Source organism: Shinella sp. GW821-FHT10F02, assembly GCF_058809275.1.
On record NZ_JBXASL010000015.1, the window covers coordinates 17,952 to 39,306 of the forward strand.

At 66.7% G+C, this 21,355-nt stretch carries 24 protein-coding genes; 13 read left to right on the plus strand and 11 right to left on the minus strand.

The genetic code is table 11. From position 1 onward, the window contains the following. Positions 1–72: 72 nt before the first annotated feature. Positions 73–1,644, plus strand: coding sequence for an acyl CoA:acetate/3-ketoacid CoA transferase (locus AC1RWL_RS31150; protein WP_493097387.1), 1,572 nt, complete (start codon positions 73–75; stop codon positions 1,642–1,644). Further along, entirely contained in the window at positions 1,641–2,414 is a 774-nt protein-coding gene (locus AC1RWL_RS31155) for an enoyl-CoA hydratase/isomerase family protein (protein ID WP_493097386.1), read from the plus strand. Before AC1RWL_RS31150 ends, AC1RWL_RS31155 begins: the two co-directional genes overlap by 4 nt. Before the next feature lie 95 nt (positions 2,415–2,509). Here the strand turns inward: AC1RWL_RS31155 and AC1RWL_RS31160 are convergent, their stop codons facing one another. Then, positions 2,510–3,526 (minus strand): aldo/keto reductase, encoded by a 1,017-nt coding sequence (locus tag AC1RWL_RS31160; protein WP_493097385.1) that lies wholly within the window; start codon positions 3,524–3,526, stop codon positions 2,510–2,512. Positions 3,527–3,681: 155 nt separating this feature from the next. Between AC1RWL_RS31160 and AC1RWL_RS31165 the strand changes: the two genes are divergently transcribed. The 6 genes from AC1RWL_RS31165 to AC1RWL_RS31190 are packed head-to-tail and all read left to right on the plus strand — an operon-like array spanning position 3,682 to position 9,341. Then, positions 3,682–4,824, plus strand: coding sequence for an acyl-CoA dehydrogenase family protein (locus AC1RWL_RS31165; protein ID WP_256120369.1), 1,143 nt, complete (start codon positions 3,682–3,684; stop codon positions 4,822–4,824). Continuing rightward, positions 4,821–5,591 (plus strand): 3-ketoacyl-ACP reductase, encoded by a 771-nt coding sequence (locus AC1RWL_RS31170; RefSeq protein ID WP_493097384.1) that lies wholly within the window; start codon positions 4,821–4,823, stop codon positions 5,589–5,591. Before AC1RWL_RS31165 ends, AC1RWL_RS31170 begins: the two co-directional genes overlap by 4 nt. A 10-nt stretch (positions 5,592–5,601) precedes the next feature. Continuing rightward, on the plus strand, positions 5,602–6,750 hold the full coding sequence (locus AC1RWL_RS31175; protein WP_493097383.1) for a dihydrodipicolinate synthase family protein: 1,149 nt from the start codon (positions 5,602–5,604) through the stop codon (positions 6,748–6,750). A 3-nt stretch (positions 6,751–6,753) separates the two neighbouring features. After that, positions 6,754–7,611 carry a sugar phosphate isomerase/epimerase family protein gene (locus tag AC1RWL_RS31180; protein ID WP_493097382.1) on the plus strand — a complete coding sequence of 286 codons (858 nt, stop codon included), beginning with the start codon at positions 6,754–6,756 and terminating at the stop codon, positions 7,609–7,611. 18 nt (positions 7,612–7,629) lie between these two features. Beyond that, positions 7,630–8,379 (plus strand): electron transfer flavoprotein subunit beta/FixA family protein, encoded by a 750-nt coding sequence (locus AC1RWL_RS31185; protein ID WP_493097381.1) that lies wholly within the window; start codon positions 7,630–7,632, stop codon positions 8,377–8,379. 23 nt (positions 8,380–8,402) lie between these two features. Then, positions 8,403–9,341, plus strand: coding sequence for an electron transfer flavoprotein subunit alpha/FixB family protein (locus AC1RWL_RS31190; RefSeq protein ID WP_493097380.1), 939 nt, complete (start codon positions 8,403–8,405; stop codon positions 9,339–9,341). 12 nt (positions 9,342–9,353) lie between these two features. Here AC1RWL_RS31190 and AC1RWL_RS31195 read toward each other — a convergent pair whose 3' ends face one another. Together AC1RWL_RS31195 and AC1RWL_RS31200 are read right to left on the minus strand one after the other, a co-directional pair. Next, entirely contained in the window at positions 9,354–10,178 is an 825-nt protein-coding gene (locus AC1RWL_RS31195; RefSeq protein WP_493097379.1) for a DUF1365 domain-containing protein, read from the minus strand. After that, positions 10,175–10,555: a DUF2147 domain-containing protein gene (locus AC1RWL_RS31200; RefSeq protein WP_493097378.1), complete on the minus strand. Its 381-nt coding sequence runs from the start codon at positions 10,553–10,555 to the stop codon at positions 10,175–10,177. Before AC1RWL_RS31200 ends, AC1RWL_RS31195 begins: the two co-directional genes overlap by 4 nt. Before the next feature lie 122 nt (positions 10,556–10,677). On the opposite strand from AC1RWL_RS31200, the gene AC1RWL_RS31205 reads away from it, so the two are divergent. Next, positions 10,678–11,079, plus strand: coding sequence for a DUF2177 family protein (locus AC1RWL_RS31205; protein ID WP_439629160.1), 402 nt, complete (start codon positions 10,678–10,680; stop codon positions 11,077–11,079). Here the strand turns inward: AC1RWL_RS31205 and AC1RWL_RS31210 are convergent. Genes AC1RWL_RS31210 through AC1RWL_RS31230 form a run of 5 tightly spaced genes read right to left on the minus strand, consistent with a single transcriptional unit; the run spans position 11,044 to position 14,751 of the window. After that, on the minus strand, positions 11,044–11,625 hold the full coding sequence (locus tag AC1RWL_RS31210) for a hypothetical protein (RefSeq protein ID WP_493097377.1): 582 nt from the start codon (positions 11,623–11,625) through the stop codon (positions 11,044–11,046). The genes AC1RWL_RS31205 and AC1RWL_RS31210 overlap by 36 nt on opposite strands. Further along, a complete protein-coding gene (locus tag AC1RWL_RS31215; RefSeq protein WP_493097376.1) occupies positions 11,622–12,650 on the minus strand; it encodes an SAM-dependent methyltransferase in 1,029 nt (342 codons plus the stop codon). Before AC1RWL_RS31215 ends, AC1RWL_RS31210 begins: the two co-directional genes overlap by 4 nt. After that, positions 12,647–13,462: a DUF1295 domain-containing protein gene (locus tag AC1RWL_RS31220; protein WP_493097375.1), complete on the minus strand. Its 816-nt coding sequence runs from the start codon at positions 13,460–13,462 to the stop codon at positions 12,647–12,649. The genes AC1RWL_RS31215 and AC1RWL_RS31220 overlap by 4 nt, the downstream gene beginning before the upstream one ends. A gap of 3 nt (positions 13,463–13,465) precedes the next feature. Continuing rightward, positions 13,466–14,119 carry a ChrR family anti-sigma-E factor gene (locus AC1RWL_RS31225; RefSeq protein WP_493097374.1) on the minus strand — a complete coding sequence of 218 codons (654 nt, stop codon included), beginning with the start codon at positions 14,117–14,119 and terminating at the stop codon, positions 13,466–13,468. Further along, positions 14,116–14,751, minus strand: a complete 636-nt coding sequence (locus AC1RWL_RS31230) for a sigma-70 family RNA polymerase sigma factor (protein ID WP_256120382.1) — start codon at positions 14,749–14,751, stop codon at positions 14,116–14,118. The genes AC1RWL_RS31225 and AC1RWL_RS31230 overlap by 4 nt, the downstream gene beginning before the upstream one ends. A gap of 136 nt (positions 14,752–14,887) precedes the next feature. Here AC1RWL_RS31230 and AC1RWL_RS31235 point away from each other — a divergent pair, with 136 nt between their 5' ends. From AC1RWL_RS31235 to AC1RWL_RS31250, 4 genes are all read left to right on the plus strand, one after another. Beyond that, on the plus strand, positions 14,888–16,219 hold the full coding sequence (locus tag AC1RWL_RS31235) for an NAD(P)/FAD-dependent oxidoreductase (RefSeq protein WP_493097373.1): 1,332 nt from the start codon (positions 14,888–14,890) through the stop codon (positions 16,217–16,219). 64 nt (positions 16,220–16,283) lie between these two features. Then, complete coding sequence (locus tag AC1RWL_RS31240; RefSeq protein ID WP_493097372.1) at positions 16,284–17,009, plus strand: 3-keto-5-aminohexanoate cleavage protein; 726 nt, start codon at positions 16,284–16,286, stop codon at positions 17,007–17,009. 72 nt (positions 17,010–17,081) lie between these two features. Continuing rightward, entirely contained in the window at positions 17,082–17,339 is a 258-nt protein-coding gene (locus AC1RWL_RS31245) for a DUF982 domain-containing protein (protein ID WP_256120385.1), read from the plus strand. Positions 17,340–17,343: 4 nt separating this feature from the next. Then, positions 17,344–17,775, plus strand: a complete 432-nt coding sequence (locus AC1RWL_RS31250; protein WP_493097371.1) for a DUF1810 domain-containing protein — start codon at positions 17,344–17,346, stop codon at positions 17,773–17,775. A 3-nt stretch (positions 17,776–17,778) separates the two neighbouring features. Here the strand turns inward: AC1RWL_RS31250 and AC1RWL_RS31255 are convergent, their stop codons facing one another. The 3 genes from AC1RWL_RS31255 to AC1RWL_RS31265 are packed head-to-tail and all read right to left on the minus strand — an operon-like array spanning position 17,779 to position 21,267. Then, a complete protein-coding gene (locus AC1RWL_RS31255; RefSeq protein WP_493097370.1) occupies positions 17,779–18,753 on the minus strand; it encodes an ABC transporter permease in 975 nt (324 codons plus the stop codon). Between the two features lie 11 nt (positions 18,754–18,764). Next, complete coding sequence (locus AC1RWL_RS31260) at positions 18,765–19,775, minus strand: ABC transporter permease (RefSeq protein WP_439617174.1); 1,011 nt, start codon at positions 19,773–19,775, stop codon at positions 18,765–18,767. Position 19,776: 1 nt separating this feature from the next. Further along, positions 19,777–21,267 (minus strand): sugar ABC transporter ATP-binding protein, encoded by a 1,491-nt coding sequence (locus AC1RWL_RS31265; protein ID WP_493097369.1) that lies wholly within the window; start codon positions 21,265–21,267, stop codon positions 19,777–19,779. Between the last annotated feature and the right edge of the window lie 88 nt (positions 21,268–21,355).

Sequence of the window (21,355 nt, forward strand, 5' to 3'; positions counted from 1 at the left end):
CCGATTGCTCCGGCCGTGCTTAATGTATAACTAGTTAGTTACTTAATGCAATGGAGATCGGAGGATTCGGCCATGAAGAAGGTGAAGACGGCGGAAGAGGCGGCCAGGCTCGTCAAGGATGGCGCGGTCGTCGCCGTCAATTCTTCCTCGGGCCTGTGCTGCCCGGATGCCGTGCTGAAAGCGCTCGGCGAACGCTTTGATCGCGAGGGCCATCCGCGTGGGCTTACCTCCGTCCACCCCATCGCGGCCGGCGATTTCTTCGGCACCAAAGGCGTCGACCACATCGCCAAGCCCGGCATGCTGGAAAAGATCATCGGCGGCTCCTATCCCTCCGGGCCGAGCAATGCCGAGCCGCCGCTCATCTGGCAGATGATCCTCAAGGAAGAACTTGCCGCCTGGAACGTGCCCTCCGGCATCGTCTTCGACATGTTGCGCGAGGGTGCGGCCAAGCGGCCGGGCGTGCTGACCAAGGTCGGCATGGAAACCTTCGTCGATCCCGACCAGGACGGCTGCGCGATGAATGCCAGCGCGCGAGCCGCACCGCTCGTCAAGCGCGTCGAATTTGCAGGCGAGGACTGGCTGCATTTCCCGGCCATCCGGCCGGATGTCGCGATCATCCGCGCCACCACCGCCGACGAGAAGGGCAACCTCACCTTCGAGCAGGAGGGTGCCACCCTCGGCGCCATGGAGATGGCGCTTGCCGCGCGCAATTCCGGCGGCCTCGTCATCGCGCAGGTCAAGCGCGTGGCGGCGAGCGGCTCGCTGCGGCCGCATGATGTGCGCGTGCCTGGCATTCTCGTCGATGTCATCGTCGAGGCGCCGGAGCAGTTGCAGACGACGGCGACGCCCTATGACCCGGCGATTTCCGGCGAGCTTTTCCGCCCGCTCGACACCTTCCGCCTGCCAGCGCTCGATGTCGGCAAGGTCATCGCGCGGCGCGTGGCGCAGGAACTCAGGGAGGATTGGGCGGTCAATATCGGCTTCGGCATTTCGGCCAATGTGCCGCGCATCCTCATCGAGGAAGGCCATCACGGCAAGATCACCTGGGTGATCGAGCAGGGTGCCGTCGGCGGTGTGCCGCTGCTCGATTTCAAGTTCGGCTGCGCCTCCAATGCGGAAGCCTTCGTCGCCTCGCCGCACCAGTTCTGTTACTTCCAGGCCGGCGCCTTCGATTGTTCGCTGCTGTCCTTCCTGGAAATCGACGCTGAAGGTTCGGTCAATGTCAGCCGGCTGGCGGCCACGCCCCACCGCACCGCCGGCGCCGGCGGCTTCGTCGACATCACCGCGCGGGCGAAGAAGATCGTCTTCTCCGGCAATTTCAATGCGGGCGCGAAAATGCACATCGAGGACGGCCGGCTGGTCATCGACAAGGAAGGCCGCATCGCCAAGATCGTGCCGAAGGTCGACCAGGTCAGTTTTTCCGGCAAACGCGCCCGCGCGCAGGGGCAGGACATTACCTATGTCACCGAGCGCTGCGTCATCCGGCTTGAGGCGGATGGGCTGGTCGTCACCGAAATCGCGCCCGGCCTCGATCTCCAGCGCGACGTGCTCGACCAGGCGGCCACGCCGCTCAGGGTCTCCGAGACGCTGAAGACCATGGACGCCGCGCTGTTCCGCGCCGAGACCATGGGCCTCGCCCTGTGAGCGACCCGCGCATCGACCTCACCGTCGAGGATCGCATTGCCCGGCTAACGTTGCGCCGCCCGGAGAAGCTGAATGCCATCGACGCCGGGATGGTCGACGCGCTTTTGCAGGCCTGCCGGGATATCGAGCGGTCGGATGCCCGCGTCGCCATTCTGACCGGCGAGGGCACGCGGTCCTTCTCGGCGGGCGGCGATATCGCGGCCTGGAGCAGCCTCGATGCGGAGGCGTTTTCGCGGCGTTGGCTGCGCGACGGGCACGATGCCTTCGATGCGCTGGCGCGTATCACCGTGCCGCTGATCGCCGTGCTGAACGGGCACACGCTCGGCGGCGGGCTGGAGTTGGCCGCCTGCGCCGACCTGCGCATTGCGGAAGCCCATGTGAAAATCGGCCAGCCGGAGCCCGGCCTCGGCATCATTCCCGGCTGGTCCGGCACGCAGCGCGCCGCGCGGCGTTTCGGGCCGTCGCTGGTGCGCCGCATGGCGCTGTTCGGCGAGGTCTTTTCGGCGGAAGAGGCGCTGGCCCACGGGCTGGTCGATCAGGTTGTGGCGACGGGCGAAGGCCCGGCCGCGGCAGAGACCGCCGCCCAGCGCGTGCTGAAACGCGCGCCCCGCGCCACCGAGCTCACGAAAATGCTGATCAACGCCGCAGAGGGCGAAGAGAATGCCCGCGTCGTCGAGGCGCTGGCGGGCGCAGCGGCCGCGGCATCGGCGGACCTCGCGGAGGGCCTTGCGGCCTACCGGGAAAAGCGGTCGCCACGCTTCGGCGACTGAGGGTGGATCCTCGGGTCAAGCCCGAGGATGACGAGTAAGTGGGGGTGGGCGTTCCAAAACAGCCGCGCCGCAAAGGCAGCGCGGCCGCGATCTGCTCAGGCCGGCACCGGCGCGTCTTCGCGCAGCAGGCCCTTGCGCTTTAGATCCGCCCAGAACTCACCGGGAATCGGGTGCGAGAACCAGGCGAGGTTCTGGTCCAGTTGCTCCACCGTGCGCGTCCCCGCCATGAAGGACGGCACGGCCGGGTGGGCGACGACAAACTGCAAGGCGGCGGCGGCCAGCGGCACGCCGTGTTCGGCGCAGACGGCTTCGATCTTGGCGACCTTTTCCAGGATTTCGCGCGGCGCCGGGGCATAGTTGTATTTGGCGCCTTCCTTCGCGCCGGTAGCCAGGATGCCCGAGTTGAAGCCGCCGCCGACCACGACGGCGGCGCCGCGTTCCTCGCAGAGCGGCAGGAAGGCATCGAGCGCTTCCTGTTCCAAGAGCGTATAACGGCCGGCCAGCAGGAAGCAGTCGAAGTCGCGGCGCTTCAGCGCCTCATGGCAGACCTGCCATTCGTTGACGCCGACGCCGATCGCCTTCACCAGCTTTTCCGAGCGCAGTTTTTCGAGCGCCCGCCAGGCGCCGTCCATCGCCTGCTCGAACACCTCCGGCTGCGCATCACCGCGCGTGAAAACGTCGATGTCGTGGATGAAGCACATCTCCATGCGCTCCAGCCCCAGCCGTTGCAGGCTGTCCTCGAAGGCGCGCATCGTGCCGTCGTAGCTATAGTCGAAATGCATGGTGAAGGGCGCGGCGTTCTTCCAGGGCGCGAAATCGATCGTCTCGCGCCGGGCCGGGCGCAGCAGGCGGCCGACCTTCGAGGCGAGCACGAAATCGTCGCGCTCCTTCCAGCGCAGCGCATGGCCGGTGCGAAGCTCCGCTAGGCCATGGCCATACATCGGCGCGGTGTCGAAGAAGCGCACGCCCGCATCCCAGGCATGCTCGAACATGGCCGCGGCCGTCGCCTCGTCGATCTCCAGGAAAATGTTGCCGAGGGGTGCGGTGCCGAAGCCGAAGCTGGTGACCTCGATATCCGTGCGGCCGAATTTTCGCTTGTCGCTCGCGTGCATACTTATCCTCCATAAGTAACCGTATGGTGAATAGTAACCACGGCCCAACCCCCTGTGCAAGCAGGTTCGTGCACGTTTGGAAATTTTTCCGGCTTGACGTCGTGCGTCCGTCACATGTATGTAACCAGATAGTTACTAGAAGCGAGACGAAGCCGATGTATCTCACGGAAACGCAGGAGCAGGTGCGCGACATGGCGCGCGCCTTCGCCGATGAAATGATCCGCCCTCTGGCCGAGGAACTGGACCGCGAGGAGAGTTTCCCCGCCGCCCTCTATGACGAGATGGCCAAGCTCGGCCTGTTCGGCATCGGCGTGCCGGAGGCGCTCGGCGGCCCGGGCTTCGACACGCTCACCTACGCGCTGGTGATGGAGGAGCTCAGCCGCGGCTACGCCTCCGTCGCCGACCAGTGTGGCCTTGTCGAGCTCATCTCGACCCTCTTGGTGCGCCACGGCACGGAGCGCCAGCAGGCGCTGCTGCCCGACATTCTCGGCATGCGCGCCAAGGTCGCCTATTGCATCACGGAGCCGGAGGCCGGCACCGATGTCTCGGGCATCCGCACGACGGCCGTTCGCGATGGCGACGGCTGGCGGCTCGATGGCGGCAAGATCTGGATCCACAATGCGCCGGTCGCCGATTACGGCTTCGTGCTGGCCCGCACCGACAAGGAAGCCGGCAACCGCGGCATGTCGATCTTCATCGTCGATCTGCATGCGGCGGGCGTCGAGCGCGGTCCGAAGGAACACAAGATGGGCCAGCGCGCGAGCCAGGTCGGCGCGCTCAATTTCGCCGATGTGCGCCTCTCCGCCGATGCCCTGCTCGGCACGGAAGGCCGCGGGTTCCACATGATGATGTCGGTGCTCGACAAGGGCCGCGTCGGCATCGCCTCGCTTGCCGTCGGCATCGGCCAGGCGGGGCTTGAGGCCGCGCTCGACTATGCCGGCACGCGAAAACAGTTCGGCAAGGCGATTTCCGATTTCCAGGGCGTGCAATGGCTGCTCGCCGACATGGCGAAGGATATCGAGGCCGCGCGCCTGCTGGTGCATTCCGCCGCCTCGAAGATCGATTCCGGGGCGGACGCGACGAAGGCCTGCTCGATCGCCAAATGTTTTGCCGGCGACATGGCTGTGCAGCGCACCGCCGATGCCGTGCAGGTCTTCGGCGGCTCGGGTTACATCCGCGGCTTCGAGGTGGAGCGGCTCTACCGCGATGCCAAGATCACGCAGATTTACGAGGGCACCAACCAGATCCAGCGCATGATCATCGCGCGCGAACTCCTGAAAAAGGGGGCGCGGGCATGAGCGCCCGGCCGGTCGCCCTCGTCACCGGCTCGTCGCGCGGCATCGGGCTGGCGGTGGCCGAAGCGCTCGCGGGCCAAGGTTTTGCCGTCGCCGTCAATGGCCCGGCCGAGGATGCGGAACTGTCGGCGGCGGTCGCGCGCATTGCGGCGCTGGGCGTGCCGGTCGTGGCCGCGCCGTTCGATGTTACCAGTATCGCCGGCCATGAATCAGCGCTCGACGCCATCGAGGAAAAACTCGGCCCGCTCACCACGCTGGTCAACAATGCCGGCGTCGGCGTGCTCCAGCGTGGCGACATGATGGATGTGTCGGAAGAGAGCTGGGACCGCTGCTTTTCCGTCAATGCCAAGGCGCTGTTCTTCCTGAGCCAGGCCTTCGCCCGCCGGCTGCTGGCGCGCGAACGGCCGCCGCTCTTCCATTCGATCGTCAATATCACCTCGTCCAATGCCGTCGCGGTGGCGGAGCAGCGCTCGGAATATTGCGCCTCCAAGGCCGCGGCCGCCATGGTGTCCAAGGCGCTTGCCGTGCGGCTCGGGCGCGAGGAGATCGCCGTCTATGACGTGCAGCCGGGCCTCATCGCCACCGAGATGACCGCGCCGGTCATCGATGCCTACCGCGAACGGGCGGAGCAAGGCCTGACGCTGTTTCCCCGCGTCGGCCAGCCCGACGATATCGGCACGCTGGTCGCCTCGCTTGCGTCGGGGCGGCTTCCCTACACCACCGGCCTCACCATCCCGGCGGATGCCGGCATGCTCGTCCCGCGCTTCTGAGGGTTTTTTCATGACTATCGCGCTTCCCGATACCGCCGGCCGCCTTTCGGATTACACCCTGACGGGCCAGCCGATCGCCGCGGCGAAACTCGGCAGGAACCCGGCCCGCACCGTCTATTCCGCCGCCCATGTGGTGGCTGATCCCTTCACCGCCAACGATCCCTCCGGCCGCGCCACGGTCGATTGGGAAAAGACCATGGAGTTCCGCCGCTACCTCGCCGGCCTTGGCCTGGGCATTGCGGAGGCGATGGACACCGCGCAGCGCGGCATGGGCCTCGACTGGCCGGGCGCGCTGGAGCTCATCCGCCGCACGCGCGAGGAGCTGCCGGATGCGCTGGTCGCCAATGGCTGCGGCACGGACCATCTCGACCCCGCGACGGTGACCAGCCTCGATGACGTGCGCCGCGCCTATCTGGAGCAGGCGGAAGCCATCCAGAAGCTCGGCGGGCGCCTCATCCTGATGGCCTCGCGCGCTTTGGTGCGCGTTGCCAAGGGGCCGGAGGATTATATCAAAATCTATTCGGACGTGCTGTCGGCCTGCGACGAGCCGGTGATCCTGCATTGGCTCGGCGACATGTTCGATCCGCAGCTTGCCGGCTACTGGGGCAGCGCGGATTTCGACCCCGCCATGCAGACGGCGCTCGCCGTCATCGCCGGGAACACCGCCAAGGTGGACGGCATCAAAATCTCGCTCCTCGACAAGGAGAAGGAAATCCGCATGCGCCGCCGCATGCCGGCGGGCGTGAAAATGTATACGGGCGACGACTTCAACTATCCCGAACTGATCGAGGGCGACGAAGAGGGCTTTTCGCATGCCCTGCTCGGCATCTTCGATCCGCTGGCGCCCGCCGCGGCTTACGCGGTGGAGCGGCTGGGCGCGGGCGACAAGGCCGGCTTCCGTGCGACGCTCGATCCGACCGTGCCGCTCGCCCGGCTGATCTTTCGCGCGCCGACGCAATATTACAAGACGGGCGTCGTCTTCCTCGCCTGGCTCAACGGGTTCCAGGACCATTTCATCATGCTGAACGGCGCGCAGGCCATGCGGCCGCTGCCCTATTTCGTGGACCTCTTCCGCCATGCCGACCAATGCGGCCTGCTGCGCGATCCGGAGCTTGCCGTGGAGCGCATGAAAAAGCTGCTCGCGCTCTACGGGGTCTAGGCGATGCGGGATTTCTCCAGCGACCATTCGGCGCTCGCGCTCAACACCGCGAGCCTCGGGCACAATCTCGAAGGCCATGGCGCGGGCTGGTCGCCGGAGCGGGTGATCGATGCCTGCGCAGAGCGCGGTTTTGGCGGCATCGTCTTCTGGCGGCGGGAAATCGGGTCGCGGGCGGTGGAGATCGGCGAACGGGCACGGGCGGCGGGTCTCTCGGTCGCCGGGCTTTGCCGCACGCCGTTCCTCGTCGGCACGGACGCGGTGGACAGGGTCGCGGTGATCGACGAGGCCAAGGCCTCCATCGACATGGCGGCGGGGCTTGGGGCCGAGGTGCTGACCATCGTGGTCGGCGGCGTGCATCCCGGCACCAAGGGCACCGTCGAGAGCCTGAAGATCGTCGCAGAGCGCGTCGCCGAGATCGCGCCATACGCGGCGGAGAGCGGCGTCAAGCTGGCGCTCGAACCGCTCAACCCCGTCTATGCCGGCAACCGCTCGTGCCTCACCACGGTGCGCGATGCCGTCGATCTTTGCGAAACGGTCGGCGCCCCGAACCTCGGCATCGCCGTCGATGTCTACCATGTCTGGTGGGACACCGACCTCGATGCGCAACTGCGCCGCGCGGGAAAAGACCGGATTTTCGGCTACCACCTCTGCGACTGGCTCGCCGATACGCGCGACGTGCTGCTCGACCGCGGCATGATGGGCGACGGCGTCGCCGACCTCAAGGCGATCCGTGCCAGCGTCGAGGGCGCAGGGTATGCGGGGCCGTGCGAGGTGGAAATCTTTTCCGCGAACACCTGGTGGAAACGGGACCCCGGCGGGGTCCTCGATGTGATGGTCGAGCGTTTTCGCACGCTCTGCTGACGATTTAGGAGATTCTGTATGAAACTGCTGGTGCCCATCAAGCGGGTCGTTGATTACAACGTCAAAATTCGCGTGAAGGCGGATGGCTCGGGTGTCGAGCTTGCGAATGTGAAGATGTCGATGAACCCGTTCGACGAGATTTCGGTCGAGGAGGCGCTGCGGCTGAAGGAAGCCGGCAAGGCGTCGGAAGTGGTCGTCGTGTCGATCGGCCCGGCCAAGGCCGAAGAGACGCTGCGCACCGCGCTTGCCATGGGCGCCGACCGCGCCGTGCTGGTCGAGACGGAGGATGCCGTCGAGCCGCTCGCCGTGGCAAAGATCCTCAAGGGCGTCGCCGAAGCCGAACAGCCCGGCCTGATCATCGTCGGCAAGCAGGCGATCGACGACGACAGCAACCAGACCGGCCAGATGCTCTCGGCCCTGCTCGGCTGGGCACAGGCGACGTTTGCCTCCAAGGTCGAGATCGGTGATGGTAGTGCACAGGTCACCCGCGAAGTCGATGGCGGTCTCCAGACGATCGAAGTCAAGCTTCCCGCAGTCGTCACGACGGACCTGCGCCTCAACGAGCCGCGTTATGCCTCGCTGCCCAACATCATGAAGGCGAAGAAGAAGCCGCTCGACAAGAAGACGCCCGCCGACTTCGGCGTCGACACGAGCCCGCGCCTCAAGGTGCTGAAGACCGAGGAACCGTCCGGCCGCAAGGCAGGCGTCAAGGTCAAGTCGGTCGCCGAACTCGTCGACAAACTCAAGAACGAAGCCGGCGTGCTGTAAGGCAGGAAAGGGAGAACATTACCATGGCCATTCTTCTTCTGGCAGACCACGACAATGCCCACCTTTCCGACCAGACGGCAAAGGCGCTGACGGCGGCATCGAAGATCGGTTCCGACGTGCATGTGCTCGTCGCCGGTGCCGGTGCCAAGGCAGCAGCCGAACAGGCGGCAAAGCTCTCCGGCGTTTCGAAGGTCCTCGTTGCCGAGGATCAAACCCTCGCCAACAACCTGGCAGAACCGCTGGCAGCCCTCATCGTGTCGCTGGCCGGCAGCTACGAGGCAATCGTCTCGGCCGCGACCTCAGTCGGCAAGAACGTTCTGCCGCGCGTGGCAGCGCTGCTCGATGTCGCGCAGGTCTCGGAGATCATCGAAGTGGTTTCTGCCGATACGTTCAAGCGTCCGATCTATGCCGGCAATGCGATCCAGACGGTGCAGTCCACCGATGCGAAGAAGGTGATCACCGTGCGCACGGCGTCCTTCGCCGCAGCCGGTGAAGGCGGCAGCGCATCGATCGAGAGCGTCTCGGCGGCTGCGAACCCCGGTCTCTCGACCCACGTCAAGGACGCGCTGTCCTCGTCGGATCGTCCGGAGCTGACGTCTGCCAAGATCATCATCTCGGGCGGTCGTGCGCTTGGCTCGTCTGAAAAATTCCAGGAGGTCATCCTTCCGGTTGCCGACAAGCTTGGTGCGGCCGTTGGCGCATCGCGCGCTGCGGTCGATGCGGGCTATGCGCCGAACGACTGGCAGGTTGGTCAGACGGGCAAGGTGGTTGCGCCGCAGCTCTACATCGCCTGCGGTATCTCGGGTGCCATCCAGCATTTGGCCGGCATGAAGGACTCCAAGGTGATCGTGGCGATCAACAAGGACGAGGAGGCGCCGATCTTCCAGGTCGCCGATTATGGGCTTGTGGCGGATATTTTTGAAGCGCTGCCGGAATTCGAAAAGGCCATCGGCGCGCGTTGATAAGCACCACGCCTACCCCTCGTCGCGAAAACTCGCGGTCGCGGGGGGTGGGGGGCTGGTGTGGAAGCGGGCGCCCTTCAGCCAGAGTTTCAGCGCTTCCCAGTGGATGCCGGCCATCACCTTCAGCGTCATGAAGGGGAAGCGCAGCAGGTATCGGGCGAGGTTCGGGCCGGTCAGCGCCATGGCGTCGCCGTTGAAGGTGGCGGCAAGCAGCGGCTCGCTGCCGGCGGTCTCGTGGATGCGCAGCCGCACCGTCCTGCCCGGCGGCAGGATGCGGAAATGGTAGCGCATGCCCATCTCGATGAACGGCGAGACATGGAAGATCTTCGTGCGCGTCTGGCGGATGCCGGCGGGGCTCGCCTCGCCGGGCAGTACGGGCGCGACATAGCTGTGTCGCTCGCCAAAGGTGTTGCGCACCGCATAGATGATCGCGAGCAGCTCGCCCGCCGCGTCATAGGCGAAATAGGTCGAGATCGGGTTGAAGACATAGCCGAACATGCGCGGATAGGCGAGCAGCAGGATGCGCGCCGCCGGCACCTCCACCCCCGCCTGCGCCAGCAGCCGGTCGGCGAAGTGGCGCAGCGTCTCGCCGTCCGCCTCGACATGATCGCTTTCGCGGAACGACAGCAGCCCCGGCCGGTTGACGGCGAGCAGGCGGGAGAGGCGGCCGAGTTCGCCGAGCCGGTCGACATCGACCAGCAGCGCGAAGACCGAATAGCTGAAACGATGGCCGAAGGGTTTCAGCCGCTGGTGCATCACCTTGCCGGGATAGAGCGTGCCGGCCGCCACGGGCGGCGGGCCGTTTTCCTCGACGCTGGTGATGCGCTCAGCCTTCATTGCGCCGATTTCCAGCGCACGTTGCGGCAAAGCACGCCGCCCAGAATGCAGCCGCGCGTCAGAAGCGCGCCGTCGGAAACCTGCACGGTGATCGAATAGGTGCGGTCGCGTTTCTTGTCATAGGCCGATCCGGACAGCGTATCGGCGGACTTCGGCTTCAGCGACATGACCAGAACGTCGCCGGCCGCTTCGCCCTTGCTGGTATCGCCGATCCACAGGTTGGTGGCGCAGATATCGTTGCCGCAGGGCGCGATGCGCACGCGCGCATTGCCGTCGTCGCGCAGCCACACGCCACTCGGATCGGCGGATTGCTGCGCACCCACGGCGCTGACCGTGAGCAGCAGCAGGGCAAAGGTAGCGAAAATCGGCGTCTTCATCGCGTCATCCTCCTTGCTTGCTTTCCCGGACATACGCAGCGCGTGGGCGATCGGTTCACTCGACGAGTGATCCGGCGCGTGCGGTGCGGCGTAGACATCACGAACCCCACGGAAAGCACCTCATGAAGACCCTCATCATCGCCTATTTCGCGGCCGGCCTCGTCTTTCTCATCGTGGATGCGATCTGGCTGAGCACAATGGCCGACGTCCTCTATCGCCCCTTGCTCGCCGACAAGCTGGAAACGCAGTTCAAGCTGGTGCCGGCGATCTGCTTCTATGTGATCTATATTGCCGGCATCGTCTTCTTCGCGGTGATCCCGGCGCTGGAAGGCGGCGGGCTGCCCAAGGCGGCGCTCAACGGCGCGGTGCTCGGCCTCGTCGCCTATGCCACCTACGACCTCACCAACCAGGCGACGCTGCGGGACTGGCCGCTCGCCGTGACGCTCGCCGACTTGCCCTGGGGCGCCTTCGTCACCGCGGTCGGCGCCTCAGCCGGATTTTTGGCCGCCAGCCGGTTCGACTGATCCTTCCGCCTCCGCCAGCCTGTTGGAAAAGAGGAGGGCGACGAAGGCCGTCAGCATGCCGGCGCTCACCACGTTGAGCCGCGCCAGCGCGGCATATTGCTCCGCGCTGTAGGCGGCCATGGGCGGGCCATAGCCGTCGTTCAGCAGGAAGGCGACGAAGGCGAGACCCGCCAGCGCCAGGCCGTAGATGCGCTCCTTCGGGCGAAACAAAAGCAGGGCGATCATCGCGCAGGGCAGCAGGAAAATCTCGACGGCCGATTGCGTGCCAAAAAGCCAGGCGCACTGCACCGTATTGCCGATGCCGGCGAGCGGCAGCAGCGCCCGGCCGGCAATCGTGTTCCTGCGCGCCACCGCCGGCACGGCGAGGAAGAACGGCGTCGAGAGGAAGGTGAACCAGCCGGGCGTGATATCCCCGCCGACCAGCCAATGGAGATAAAGCGGGTAGAACGGCTGGTTGGAGGCGACGATGAGCGCGATGAGGTTTGCCGCCGCCACCCGTGGGTCCGGGTGGTGGGCATAGGCGCTGAGGGCGCGGAGCCACCTCATGCGGCGGCGGGGCGCAGCAGGTAATGGCTGACGCCCCATTCCTCGCCGTTCGAATGGCCGAAAAGCCCGGCCGTCGCCAGGAAGAACAGCCGCCAGCGGCGCATCCAGAGAATGGCGTCGGCGCCGTAGGTATCGGCAAAGATCGCGCGGATCGCCGCGCGGTTGGCGTCGAAATTCTTCAGCCAGTCGAGCGCGGTTCGCTCATAGTGCCGGCCGTTCCAGCGCCAGTCCTTTTCCACGGTAAAACTGTCGGAAAACTCCCGCACCAGCCCGTGGCTCGGCATGACGCCGCCGGTGAAGAAATGCTGGGCGATCCAGTCCGCCTTGTCGGCATGGTCGAAACGGTAGGCGCTGGCGCGATGCGAGAAGACATGCAGGAACAGCCGCCCCTTCGGCTGCAGCCACAAGCGGGCGCGCGACAGCAGCGTCCGCCAGTTGGACATGTGCTCGAACATCTCCACCGAGACGATGCGGTCGAATGTCTCGCCCGGCTGGAAGGCGTTCATGTCGGCCGTCACCACCGTGAGATTGGTCAGGCGGCGGCGCGTCGCTTCCCCTTCGATGAAGTGGCGCTGCGAGGCGGAATTCGAGACGGAGACGATGCGCGAGGCCGGGTAACGCTCGGCCATGAACAGCGAGAGCGAACCCCAGCCGCAGCCGAGCTCCAGCACGTCCTGCCCGTCTTCGAGCGCGGCATGGGCGCAGGTCTCCTCCAGCGCGGCGATCTCGGCTTCGGCAAGCGTCGTCTCGGCGGTCGGGTAAAGGCAGGAGGAATATTTGCGGCGGGGGCCGAGCGCCAGTGCGAAAAAGTCCTGCGGCAGTTCGTAATGCTGCTCGTTTGCCGCATCGGTGTGCACGGCGATCGGGAAGGCCTCCATGGCCTTGGCGAAATCCCGGTCCGCCACGCCGCCGCCCGTCAGCACGCGGCTGGTGCGGCCGACGAGGCGGTCGATGCCGAAGCGCAGCGCGCTGTCGGGAAGCGGCAGGCGCTCGGCGGCGGCAATCGCGGTGACGGCGAGGTTCATGACGGTCTCTCCTTGGTGTTGAAGCCGGGCCAGAAGGCGTTCACGCGCTTGGCATAGGCGGCGAAGGCGACCCCGCGCGAGTGCAGCATATGCGCTTCGAGCGGCGGGATGCCCGAGACATGGACGAGCAGCCAATACATGAAGGCCGGTCCGGCAAGGGCCGCCCAGCCCCAGGGCCATGTGCCGGCCGGGCCGATGGCGATGACGGCGTAACCCGTCCAGCCGAGCCATTGGAAAAAGTAGTTGGGATGGCGCGACAGGCCCCAGAGCCCGGCATCGCAGACCTTGCCCCGGTTGGCAGGGTCGCCGCGAAAGCGCGCGAGCTGCGCATCCGCCAGGCCTTCGCCGAGCACGGCCGCGACGAGGATCGCGATGCCGGCAATGTCGCTCCAGCGCAGGCCGGGCGCCGGGTTGCGGGCGGCGAGGAAGATAGTCGCGGCGAGGAGAAGTGCGGCGGCGGCCTGGATCTGGAGGAAGAACCACAGGCGGCTTTTCCAGCGGTCGCCCCATTCCTTCTTCAGCCGCGCATAACGCGGGTCTTCGCCGCCATGGAGCGTGCGCAGCACGATGTGAAAGCCGAGCCGGCAGGACCACAACACGGCAATGAGCGCGACGACGAGGCGGCGCTGGACATCGCCTTCCCAGCCGGCGACCGGGATGAGCGCCACCGCGATGCCGGCGGCACCGACAAGGAAGGACCAGGTCGCATCGACCCAACCGGAACTGGCGCCGCGCACCACGGCAAGCCAGGCGCCCGTCATGGCGAGCGAGAGGGCGACGGCGAGCAGGAGAAACAGGGCCGCCGGCGCCATGGCTCAGATCCCGAAGATCGGTTGCAGCATGCGGCCGATGAAGCCCTTGAAGCGCATCTGGCCTTCCATCGCCGCAAGGCAGATACAGTCGCCGTCGCGATCGACGACCGGCTGGTGCTCGACGTCCTCGTCCATTTCCGCCATGTCGCCGGGCCGGAACGTGCCGAACCGATCAGTAAAGGCGCCGGCCACGACATAGGTGAACTCGGTGCCGGCATGGCCATGATCGGGAAGGGCGCGGCCGGGGGCGATCTTCAGCAGGATCAGGTTGGCATCGGGATCGTGCGGCACGCCGACGCGGCTCATGCGCATGCCGGGGCCGATCCAGCGCCAGCGCCCGATGTCGCAGCCGCCCAGTGCATCCGGCAGGCGCACGCCCTCGATCTCGACCGGCTTGCGCGATTGCGGCCTCTGTGCCGGCTCTTCCTCCGCGTCGATCATCGCCAGCACGTCGTTGAAGGCGGTTTCGGAGAGTTGCGTCGGCTCGATCTCCTCAAGCAGCGCGCCGCCGACGGCTTCGTAGGTCGCGATGCGGGCGCGGCAGGCGGGGCAGCCGGCAAGATGCGCTTCGACGACGATCGCAGGACCCGCAGCCAGCGTGCCGGCGGCGTAGCGCATCAGGGTCTCGTCGGTGGCGTGGTGGTGTTTCGAGCTCATGTTTCGTCTTCCAGCAGCGCGCGCAGGCGGTTCATCGCCAGGCGTGTTCTAGATTTCACCGTGCCGAGCGGAATGCCCAGCTCGCCGGCAATTTCGGTCTGCGATTTCTCGCTGAAATAGGACAGGCGGATGATCGTCTGCTGCTCCGTGGACAAGGTGGTGAGCGCGCGGCGCACCCGCTCGTCGCGCTCGGCGCCGATCACCCCGTCCTCGATGGAAAACGGCGCGTCCTCGGCATCGACCGGCAGCGTCGCCGGGTTGCGCAGCCGGCGCAGATGGTCGATGCGCAGGTTGCGGGCGATGGTGAAGATCCATGTCGCCACGCCCGCGCGCTCCGGGTCGAAATAGGAGGCCTTGCGCCAGACGTTCAGCATCGTCTCCTGCACCAGGTCCTCCGCTACGCCTGACGATATGGCCGAGCGAAGGAAGAAGGTCTTCAGGCGCGGCCCGAAATGCCGGAACAGCGCGGCGAAGGCCTGCCGGTCGCGATCATCGGCCACCGCCGCAAGCAGGCTGGCGAGCACCTCCGGCGTCGGCGCGCGCGGATCGGCGGCATTCATGACGGCACGCCGCATGCCGGCGGGCGGAGCCGGCCTTTCCTGCGTGTCGATCTGGTTCGAAGCGTCATACATGCATCCTTCTACGCGGCGGGCCTCGGGCCGGATCATCTCAACGCAACGCGGCTTGAAGAGTGATCCGGCCCGGCACCGTTTTCGTAGAACCTACAGAAAGTCCACCACCAAATCGACAGCCCCCAAAAGGATCGCGATGCGACATGTTTCCCAATCCGACCGACCTCTCCGGATCGCCGTCGTCGGCACGGGCATCGGCGGCCTTTCGGCGGCCTGGCTGTTGTCGCAGCGCCACGAGGTCACGGTCTTCGAGGCGGAGGCGCGCATCGGCGGCCATTGCCATACGGTGGAGGCCGGGCAGACGGCCGTGGATACCGGCTTCATCGTCTATAATGAGCGCACCTATCCCAACCTGACGGCGCTGTTTTCCCATCTCGACGTGCCGACAAAAGCCTCCGACATGTCCTTCGCCGTCTCCATGGATGACGGCGTGCTGGAATATTCCGGCACCAACCTCGTCGGCCTGTTCGCCCAGGGCAGCAATCTGGCGAGCCCGCGCTTCTGGTCGATGCTGCGCGATGTCGTGCGCTTCTACCGCGAGGCGCCGGCAAGCGTGCGCGACCTCGATCCCTCCGCAAGCCTCGACGATTACCTCAACAGCGCCGGCTTCGGCACGGCCTTCCGCGAGGACCATCTCTACCCGATGGCGGCCGCGATCTGGTCGACGCCGGCCTTGGAGATCGGCAATTATCCGGCCGTCTCCTTCGTGCGCTTCTGCGAGAACCACGGCCTGCTCAAATTCTTCCGCCGGCCGATCTGGCGCACCGTCGAGGGCGGCAGCCGCGCCTATGTGGACAAGCTCATCGCCCCCTTCCGCCATCGCATCCGCACCAGCGCGCCCGTCACCGCCATCCGCCGGGTCAACGGCGCGGTGGAAATCTCGACGCCGGGGGCGGAGCCGGAATGGTTCGACCATGTGGTCATCGCCGCCCATGCGGACCAGGCGCTGGCGCTCCTGACCGATCGCTCGGAGCGGGAAAACGACCTGCTCGGCGCCTTCTCCTACGGCCTCAACGAAACCGTGCTGCACAGCGACGAGACGCTGATGCCCCGCCGCCGCCGGGTCTGGTCGAGCTGGAACTATCTGGCGCAATCCGCCCGCGACGGCAGCAAGCGGCGCAAGCCCTGCGTCACCTACTGGATGAACCGCCTGCAGGGCGTGACGGCCGATCGCGCGCTTTTCGTGACGCTGAGCCCGCTGCATGCGCCGGCGGAGGAGACGGTGGTGTGGCGCGGCGTCTACCAGCACCCGCTGTTCAACGCCGCCACGCTGGCCGCGCAAAAGGAACTCTGGTCCTTGCAGGGCCAGTCGAACACCTGGTTCTGCGGCTCCTATTTCGGCTCCGGCTTCCACGAGGATGCCATCCAGGCCGGGCTTGCGGTGGGCGAAAGCCTCGGCGGCACGACCCGGCCCTGGACGGTGGCGGGCGAGTCCGACCGCATTTTCCGGACCTTGCAGCAGGTCTAGAAAGACCGTTGCCCCGCGTGCGCGGTGCGGGCATTCTCCGGGAAAACCCATCGGGAGCATGCCCATGATCGTCCAGGCCTGCATCAATGGCGCGCGGCCGAGCGCCTTCCACCCGCGGCTGCCGCTCGATGTCGAGGCCATGGTGCGCGACAGCCTGCTCGCCATCGCGGCCGGTGCCGCTGAACTCCACGTTCACCCCCGCGCGGACGGCCGCGAATCCCTTGCCGCCATCGACGAGACCATGCTGGCGCTACGCCGCGCCTGCCCCGGCACGTTAATCGGCGTGTCGACGGGCGCCTGGATCGAGGGCGAAGAGGCCGAGACGCGCCGGCGAATTGCCGGGTGGCGCGAACTGCCCGACTACGCCTCGGTGAACCTCTCCGAGCCGGATGCCCCCGCCGTCATGGCGCTTTTGCGGGAACGGGGCGTCGGCATCGAGGCGGGGCTTGCGAGCGTCGCCGATGCCGAACGGCTGCTGTCCCTGCCGGATCACGCCCGCGTGCTGCGCATCCTCATTGAGATCGACGAGCAGGATTTGTCGAGCGCCATGGCGGTCGCCGATGACATCGCCACGACGCTCGCGGGCGCCGGCCTCCGGCGGCCCATCCTGCTGCACGGCAGCGACGCCACGGTGTGGCGCTTCGTGGTGAAAGCCCGCGCGCGCCGCTGGTCGACGCGGGTGGGGCTGGAGGACGGAAAACACCTGCCGGACGGGACCGTTGCCGAGGACAATGCGGCCCTTGTCAGCGCCGCGGTCGCCATCTTCCGGGCGCCTCCGCCCGCCGCCTGAAAAAAATCCTTCACCGTCGGGAACCCTTGGGCATGCCTTCGCATTCCGGTGCCGGAATTGGGGCATATTCATATGACGATGACGACACTTCGCAACGACGTCCGTTGGCTTTCTCCCGTGTTCGTGCGGATCGGCTATGGCGCGGCGGAAGCCGTTCGCAGCCCGCATGACGCGATGAACTACCTGCATTTCCGCTGGCCGGCGCACCGGGGGCGGGCCTTCGACAATGCCCGCACGCTCTGCGCCGACGCGATGGAGAACGGCAAGCCCTGCGAGACCGCCCGCGAGGCCTTCATCCGCGCCTGTGTCGAAGCGAGTATCCTCGACTAGGCCGATGGACAAGGACCCTCCCCACGACCTCGACCGTTTCAAGCTGGCGCAGGCGCCAGTGTTCGATACGGTGCTGCGGGAGCTCAGGTCCGGCCGCAAGCGCAGCCATTGGATGTGGTTCGTCTTCCCGCAGATGCGCGGCCTCGGCCGCTCGCCGGCCGCTCGGCATTTCGGCATCGCCTCGCTCGGTGAAGCGCAGGCCTATCTCGCCGATCCGGTGCTGTCCGAGCGGCTGCGGCTGGCGACGGAGGCCGTGCTTTCGGTCGAGGGCCGCTCGCTGCTGGACATCTTCGGCTCGCCCGACGACCAGAAGTTCCGCTCGTCGATGACGCTGTTCGCGGTCGCATCCAGCGAAGACCCGCTCTTCGCCCAGGCCTTGCAAACCTGTTGCGATGGCGTGCGCGATGCGCAGACGCTGGCGCTGCTGAACGCGTAAGGCTCAGCGCCGCGCCATCAGCTTGGCCTGCAACACCACCACGACCAGCAGGAAGGCGCCGCGGATGACGGATTGCCAATAGGCCGACAGGGAGATCCAGCCGAGGCCGTTTTCGAAGTTCAGGATGTTGAACACCATGGCGAGCAGCAGCGCGCCGGCAAGCGTGGCGCCGACCGAGCCGGAGCCGCCGGTGAGCAGCGTGCCGCCCACCACCACGGAGGCGATGGCGAACAGCTCCCAGCCCACACCCTCGGTCGGCTGGCCCGCGCCGAACTGCGAGGCGAGGATGACGCCGGCAAGGCCGGCGAGCGTGCCAGAGGCGAGGTAGACGGCGGCGAGCGTGCGCTCGACCTTCAGGCCCATCAGCCCCGCCGTCGCCTCGCCGTCGCCGATCGCCAGGACATGCCGGCCGACCGGCAGCTTTTCCAGCACCAGCCAGCCGAGCACATAGGCGGCAAGCGCGATCCAGGCGGGGATGGGGAAGCCCAGGAAATCGTCCTGGCCGATCACGGTGAAGCCGGTGTCATAGGAGACAGAGACCGACTGGTTGTCGGCAAGCAGCAGGCCAGTGCCGTACGCCGCCAGCATGGTCGCGAGCGTGGCGATGAAGGGCTGAATGCGCATTTTCGTGATGATGAAGCCGTTCAACGCACCGACGGCAAGGCCGGCCGCCATGCCGCCGAGAAGCCCGGCCGCCCAGTGATAGGGCGAGAAGAGTGCCGCCACCACGCTCGCCATCGCCGCCGTGCCGCCGACGGAAAGATCGATGCCGCCGGTGATGATGACGAAGGCCATGCCGAGCGCGATCAGGGCGAACATGGAATTGTAGCGCAGGAAAGAGAGGATGTTGAAGGACGACAGGAAATTGTCGTAGCGCAGCGCGCCGAAGAGGATGAGGCCGGCAAGCGCCAGCATGACGCCGAGCCGGGCGAGGTCGCCGGAGGATTTGATCGCGAAGGGGCGGAGGATGGTCTGCATGGCGGTTGCCCTCAATGCCTGTCGGCGCGCTGCTGGATGAAGACGGCGAGCACGATCAGCCCCGCCTTGACGATGAGCGCCGCCGCATCCGGCACGCCATTGGCGAGCAGCGTGTAGCGCACGAGCTGGATGACGAAGGCGCCGAGCACCGTGCCGACGATATTGGCCCGCCCGCCGGTGAGCAGCGTGCCGCCGACGGCGACGGCGGCGATGGCATCGAGCTCCATGCCGAGGCCGACGAGGTTGGCGTCGCTGGCCGAATTGCGCGCCACCACAACGAGGCCGGCAATGCCGGCAAGCGCCCCGCTGACCATATAGACGAAGAGCTTGACGCGCTTGACGGGGATGCCCGTCAGCCGCGCGGCCTTCTCGTTGCCGCCCACCGCGATGATCTGGCGGCCGATGACGGTGTAGCGGATCATCGCGAAGGCGAGCGCGGCGATGAGGACCATCAGCACGACCTGCGCCGGCACGCCGGCAATGCGACCCATGGCGATGAACTGGAAGCCCTCGTTCTTGAAGACCTGGAGGTTGCCGTTGGTCATGACCTGCGCGATGCCGCGACCCGCGATGAAGAGCACGAGGGTGGCGATGATCGGCTGGATGGAAAAGCGCGTGACGAGCAGCCCGTTGAACAGGCCGAAGAGGCTGGCGACCACGACCGGGATGATCAGGGCGAGCGTGACGGCGACCGCCATGTTCTCGACCGGCCAGAACTGGCCCATGAAAATCATCGGCGCGAGCGCACCCGCAATCGCCATCAGCGAGCCGACGGAGAGATCAATGCCGCCGGTGGCGATGACCAGCGTCATGCCGGTCGCGACGATGACGATGGTCGCGACCTGGGTGAGGTTCACGTTCAGCGTCTGCCACGACAAAAAATTCGGCGTGATGGCGATATTGACGGCGATCAGCGCCAGGAAGGCGACGAAGGTGCCGTAGCGGCTCGCCAGCGTGAACAGCCGGCTGCCGGAGGAGAGCGCGCCGGTCGGCTGCGGGGCAGGGGTTTCGATCGTCGTCATATCATTCCACCTGATGGGCCATGGCGGCCAGCAGCGCCGCCTCGCTCAAGTCTTTTCGCGGCAGGGTCTTCACCGACGTGCCGTCGCTGAGCACGGTCACGCGGTCGGCGGCGGCCAGCAATTCTTCGAGTTCGGAGGAGATCATCAGCACGCTCAGCCCCTCGTCGGCGAGGCTGCGCAGCAGTTTGAGAATTTCCGATTTCGCGCCGATGTCGATGCCGCGCGTCGGCTCGTCGACGATCAGCACGCGCGGGTCGGTCGCGAGCCACCGGGCAAGCAGCACCTTCTGCTGGTTGCCGCCGGAAAGCTCCTTGATCGGCTGGTCGGGCGAGGCACATTTGACGCCGAGCGCGCGGATATAGCGGGTGACGATCTCGTCCTGCCGGGCGCGGTCGACGATGCCGGTCTTCTTCAGCCGCGGCAGCAGCGCCAGCGTCATGTTCTCGCGGATGCTCATGTCCGGCACGATGCCGTCGATCTTGCGGTCCTCGGAGACGAGCCCGATGCCATCGGCAATCGCGTCCGCCGGCTCGCGGTAAGTGCGCTCGCTGCCCGCCAGGCGCATCGTGCCGCGCTCCATCTTGTCGGCGCCGAAGATGAGGCGGGCCGTCTCCGTGCGGCCGGAGCCGAGCAGGCCGGCAAGCCCGGAAATCTCGCCCTCGCGCACCGTGAGGCTGACATCGCGCACCCGCACGCCGGCACCGGCATTCGCCACGTCGAGGCGCACGGGCCGCTCGGGTTTCTCCTCGCCCGGCGCCATCGCCTGGAAAGCGGCAAGCTCCTTGCCGAGCATGTGGCGCACCAGCGCCATCTTGGGCATGTCGGCCATCGGGCTTTTCGCCACCGTATGGCCGTCGCGCATGATCGTCACCCGGTCGCAGATCTCGTAGAGTTCATCCAGCCGGTGGCCGATGAAGATGACCGCGACGCCGGAGCGTTTCAGCGTGCGGATCGTTTCGAAGAGAACGGCGACCTCGCGTTCGTCGAGCGAAGACGTCGGCTCGTCCATGATGACGAGGCGGGCGTTCTGCGTCACGGCGCGGGCGATCGCCACCATTTGCCGGGTCGCGGCATCGAAATGCGCGACGGGCCGGTCGACGTCGATCGCCAGGTTGAAGGTTTTGAGCACGGCCTCGGCGCCGCGGCGCATGGCGGCGTGGTCGATCAGGCCGAAACGCCTTGGCTCGCGCGACAGATAGATGTTTTCCGCCACGGAGCGCTGCGGCGCGAGGTTGATTTCCTGGTAGATCGTCGCGATGCCCGCGGCCTGCGCTTCGGCCGGCATGGTGAAATCGACCTCCCTGCCGCCGAAGGCGATCGTGCCCTCGTCGCGGCGGTAGACGCCGGTAAGGATCTTGATCAGCGTCGATTTTCCGGCGCCGTTCTGGCCGACGAGCGCCATCACCTCCGCCGGCTCCACCTCCAGCGACGCGGCTTTCAGCGCCGCCACGCCGGCAAACGCCTTGGAAATGCCCTGCATGGACAGAAGCATGGAAGTCCTCCTCTATCCGCCCTCCGGGACGGGCCACACAACCTACACCCGAACGGACCGCAGGTCAGGCCCGTCCAAAAAACGGCCG

Coding starts and splice junctions, on each gene's coding strand:
- AC1RWL_RS31150 (WP_493097387.1), top strand. CDS start 73: ATGAAGAAGGTGAAGACGGCGGAAGAGGCGGCCAGGCTCGTCAAGGAT.
- AC1RWL_RS31160 (WP_493097385.1), bottom strand. CDS start 3,526: ATGCACGCGAGCGACAAGCGAAAATTCGGCCGCACGGATATCGAGGTC.
- AC1RWL_RS31165 (WP_256120369.1), top strand. CDS start 3,682: ATGTATCTCACGGAAACGCAGGAGCAGGTGCGCGACATGGCGCGCGCC.
- AC1RWL_RS31170 (WP_493097384.1), top strand. CDS start 4,821: ATGAGCGCCCGGCCGGTCGCCCTCGTCACCGGCTCGTCGCGCGGCATC.
- AC1RWL_RS31175 (WP_493097383.1), top strand. CDS start 5,602: ATGACTATCGCGCTTCCCGATACCGCCGGCCGCCTTTCGGATTACACC.
- AC1RWL_RS31180 (WP_493097382.1), top strand. CDS start 6,754: ATGCGGGATTTCTCCAGCGACCATTCGGCGCTCGCGCTCAACACCGCG.
- AC1RWL_RS31185 (WP_493097381.1), top strand. CDS start 7,630: ATGAAACTGCTGGTGCCCATCAAGCGGGTCGTTGATTACAACGTCAAA.
- AC1RWL_RS31190 (WP_493097380.1), top strand. CDS start 8,403: ATGGCCATTCTTCTTCTGGCAGACCACGACAATGCCCACCTTTCCGAC.
- AC1RWL_RS31195 (WP_493097379.1), bottom strand. CDS start 10,178: ATGAAGGCTGAGCGCATCACCAGCGTCGAGGAAAACGGCCCGCCGCCC.
- AC1RWL_RS31200 (WP_493097378.1), bottom strand. CDS start 10,555: ATGAAGACGCCGATTTTCGCTACCTTTGCCCTGCTGCTGCTCACGGTC.
- AC1RWL_RS31205 (WP_439629160.1), top strand. CDS start 10,678: ATGAAGACCCTCATCATCGCCTATTTCGCGGCCGGCCTCGTCTTTCTC.
- AC1RWL_RS31210 (WP_493097377.1), bottom strand. CDS start 11,625: ATGAGGTGGCTCCGCGCCCTCAGCGCCTATGCCCACCACCCGGACCCA.
- AC1RWL_RS31215 (WP_493097376.1), bottom strand. CDS start 12,650: ATGAACCTCGCCGTCACCGCGATTGCCGCCGCCGAGCGCCTGCCGCTT.
- AC1RWL_RS31220 (WP_493097375.1), bottom strand. CDS start 13,462: ATGGCGCCGGCGGCCCTGTTTCTCCTGCTCGCCGTCGCCCTCTCGCTC.
- AC1RWL_RS31225 (WP_493097374.1), bottom strand. CDS start 14,119: ATGAGCTCGAAACACCACCACGCCACCGACGAGACCCTGATGCGCTAC.
- AC1RWL_RS31230 (WP_256120382.1), bottom strand. CDS start 14,751: ATGTATGACGCTTCGAACCAGATCGACACGCAGGAAAGGCCGGCTCCG.
- AC1RWL_RS31235 (WP_493097373.1), top strand. CDS start 14,888: ATGCGACATGTTTCCCAATCCGACCGACCTCTCCGGATCGCCGTCGTC.
- AC1RWL_RS31240 (WP_493097372.1), top strand. CDS start 16,284: ATGATCGTCCAGGCCTGCATCAATGGCGCGCGGCCGAGCGCCTTCCAC.
- AC1RWL_RS31245 (WP_256120385.1), top strand. CDS start 17,082: ATGACGATGACGACACTTCGCAACGACGTCCGTTGGCTTTCTCCCGTG.
- AC1RWL_RS31250 (WP_493097371.1), top strand. CDS start 17,344: ATGGACAAGGACCCTCCCCACGACCTCGACCGTTTCAAGCTGGCGCAG.
- AC1RWL_RS31255 (WP_493097370.1), bottom strand. CDS start 18,753: ATGCAGACCATCCTCCGCCCCTTCGCGATCAAATCCTCCGGCGACCTC.
- AC1RWL_RS31260 (WP_439617174.1), bottom strand. CDS start 19,775: ATGACGACGATCGAAACCCCTGCCCCGCAGCCGACCGGCGCGCTCTCC.
- AC1RWL_RS31265 (WP_493097369.1), bottom strand. CDS start 21,267: ATGCTTCTGTCCATGCAGGGCATTTCCAAGGCGTTTGCCGGCGTGGCG.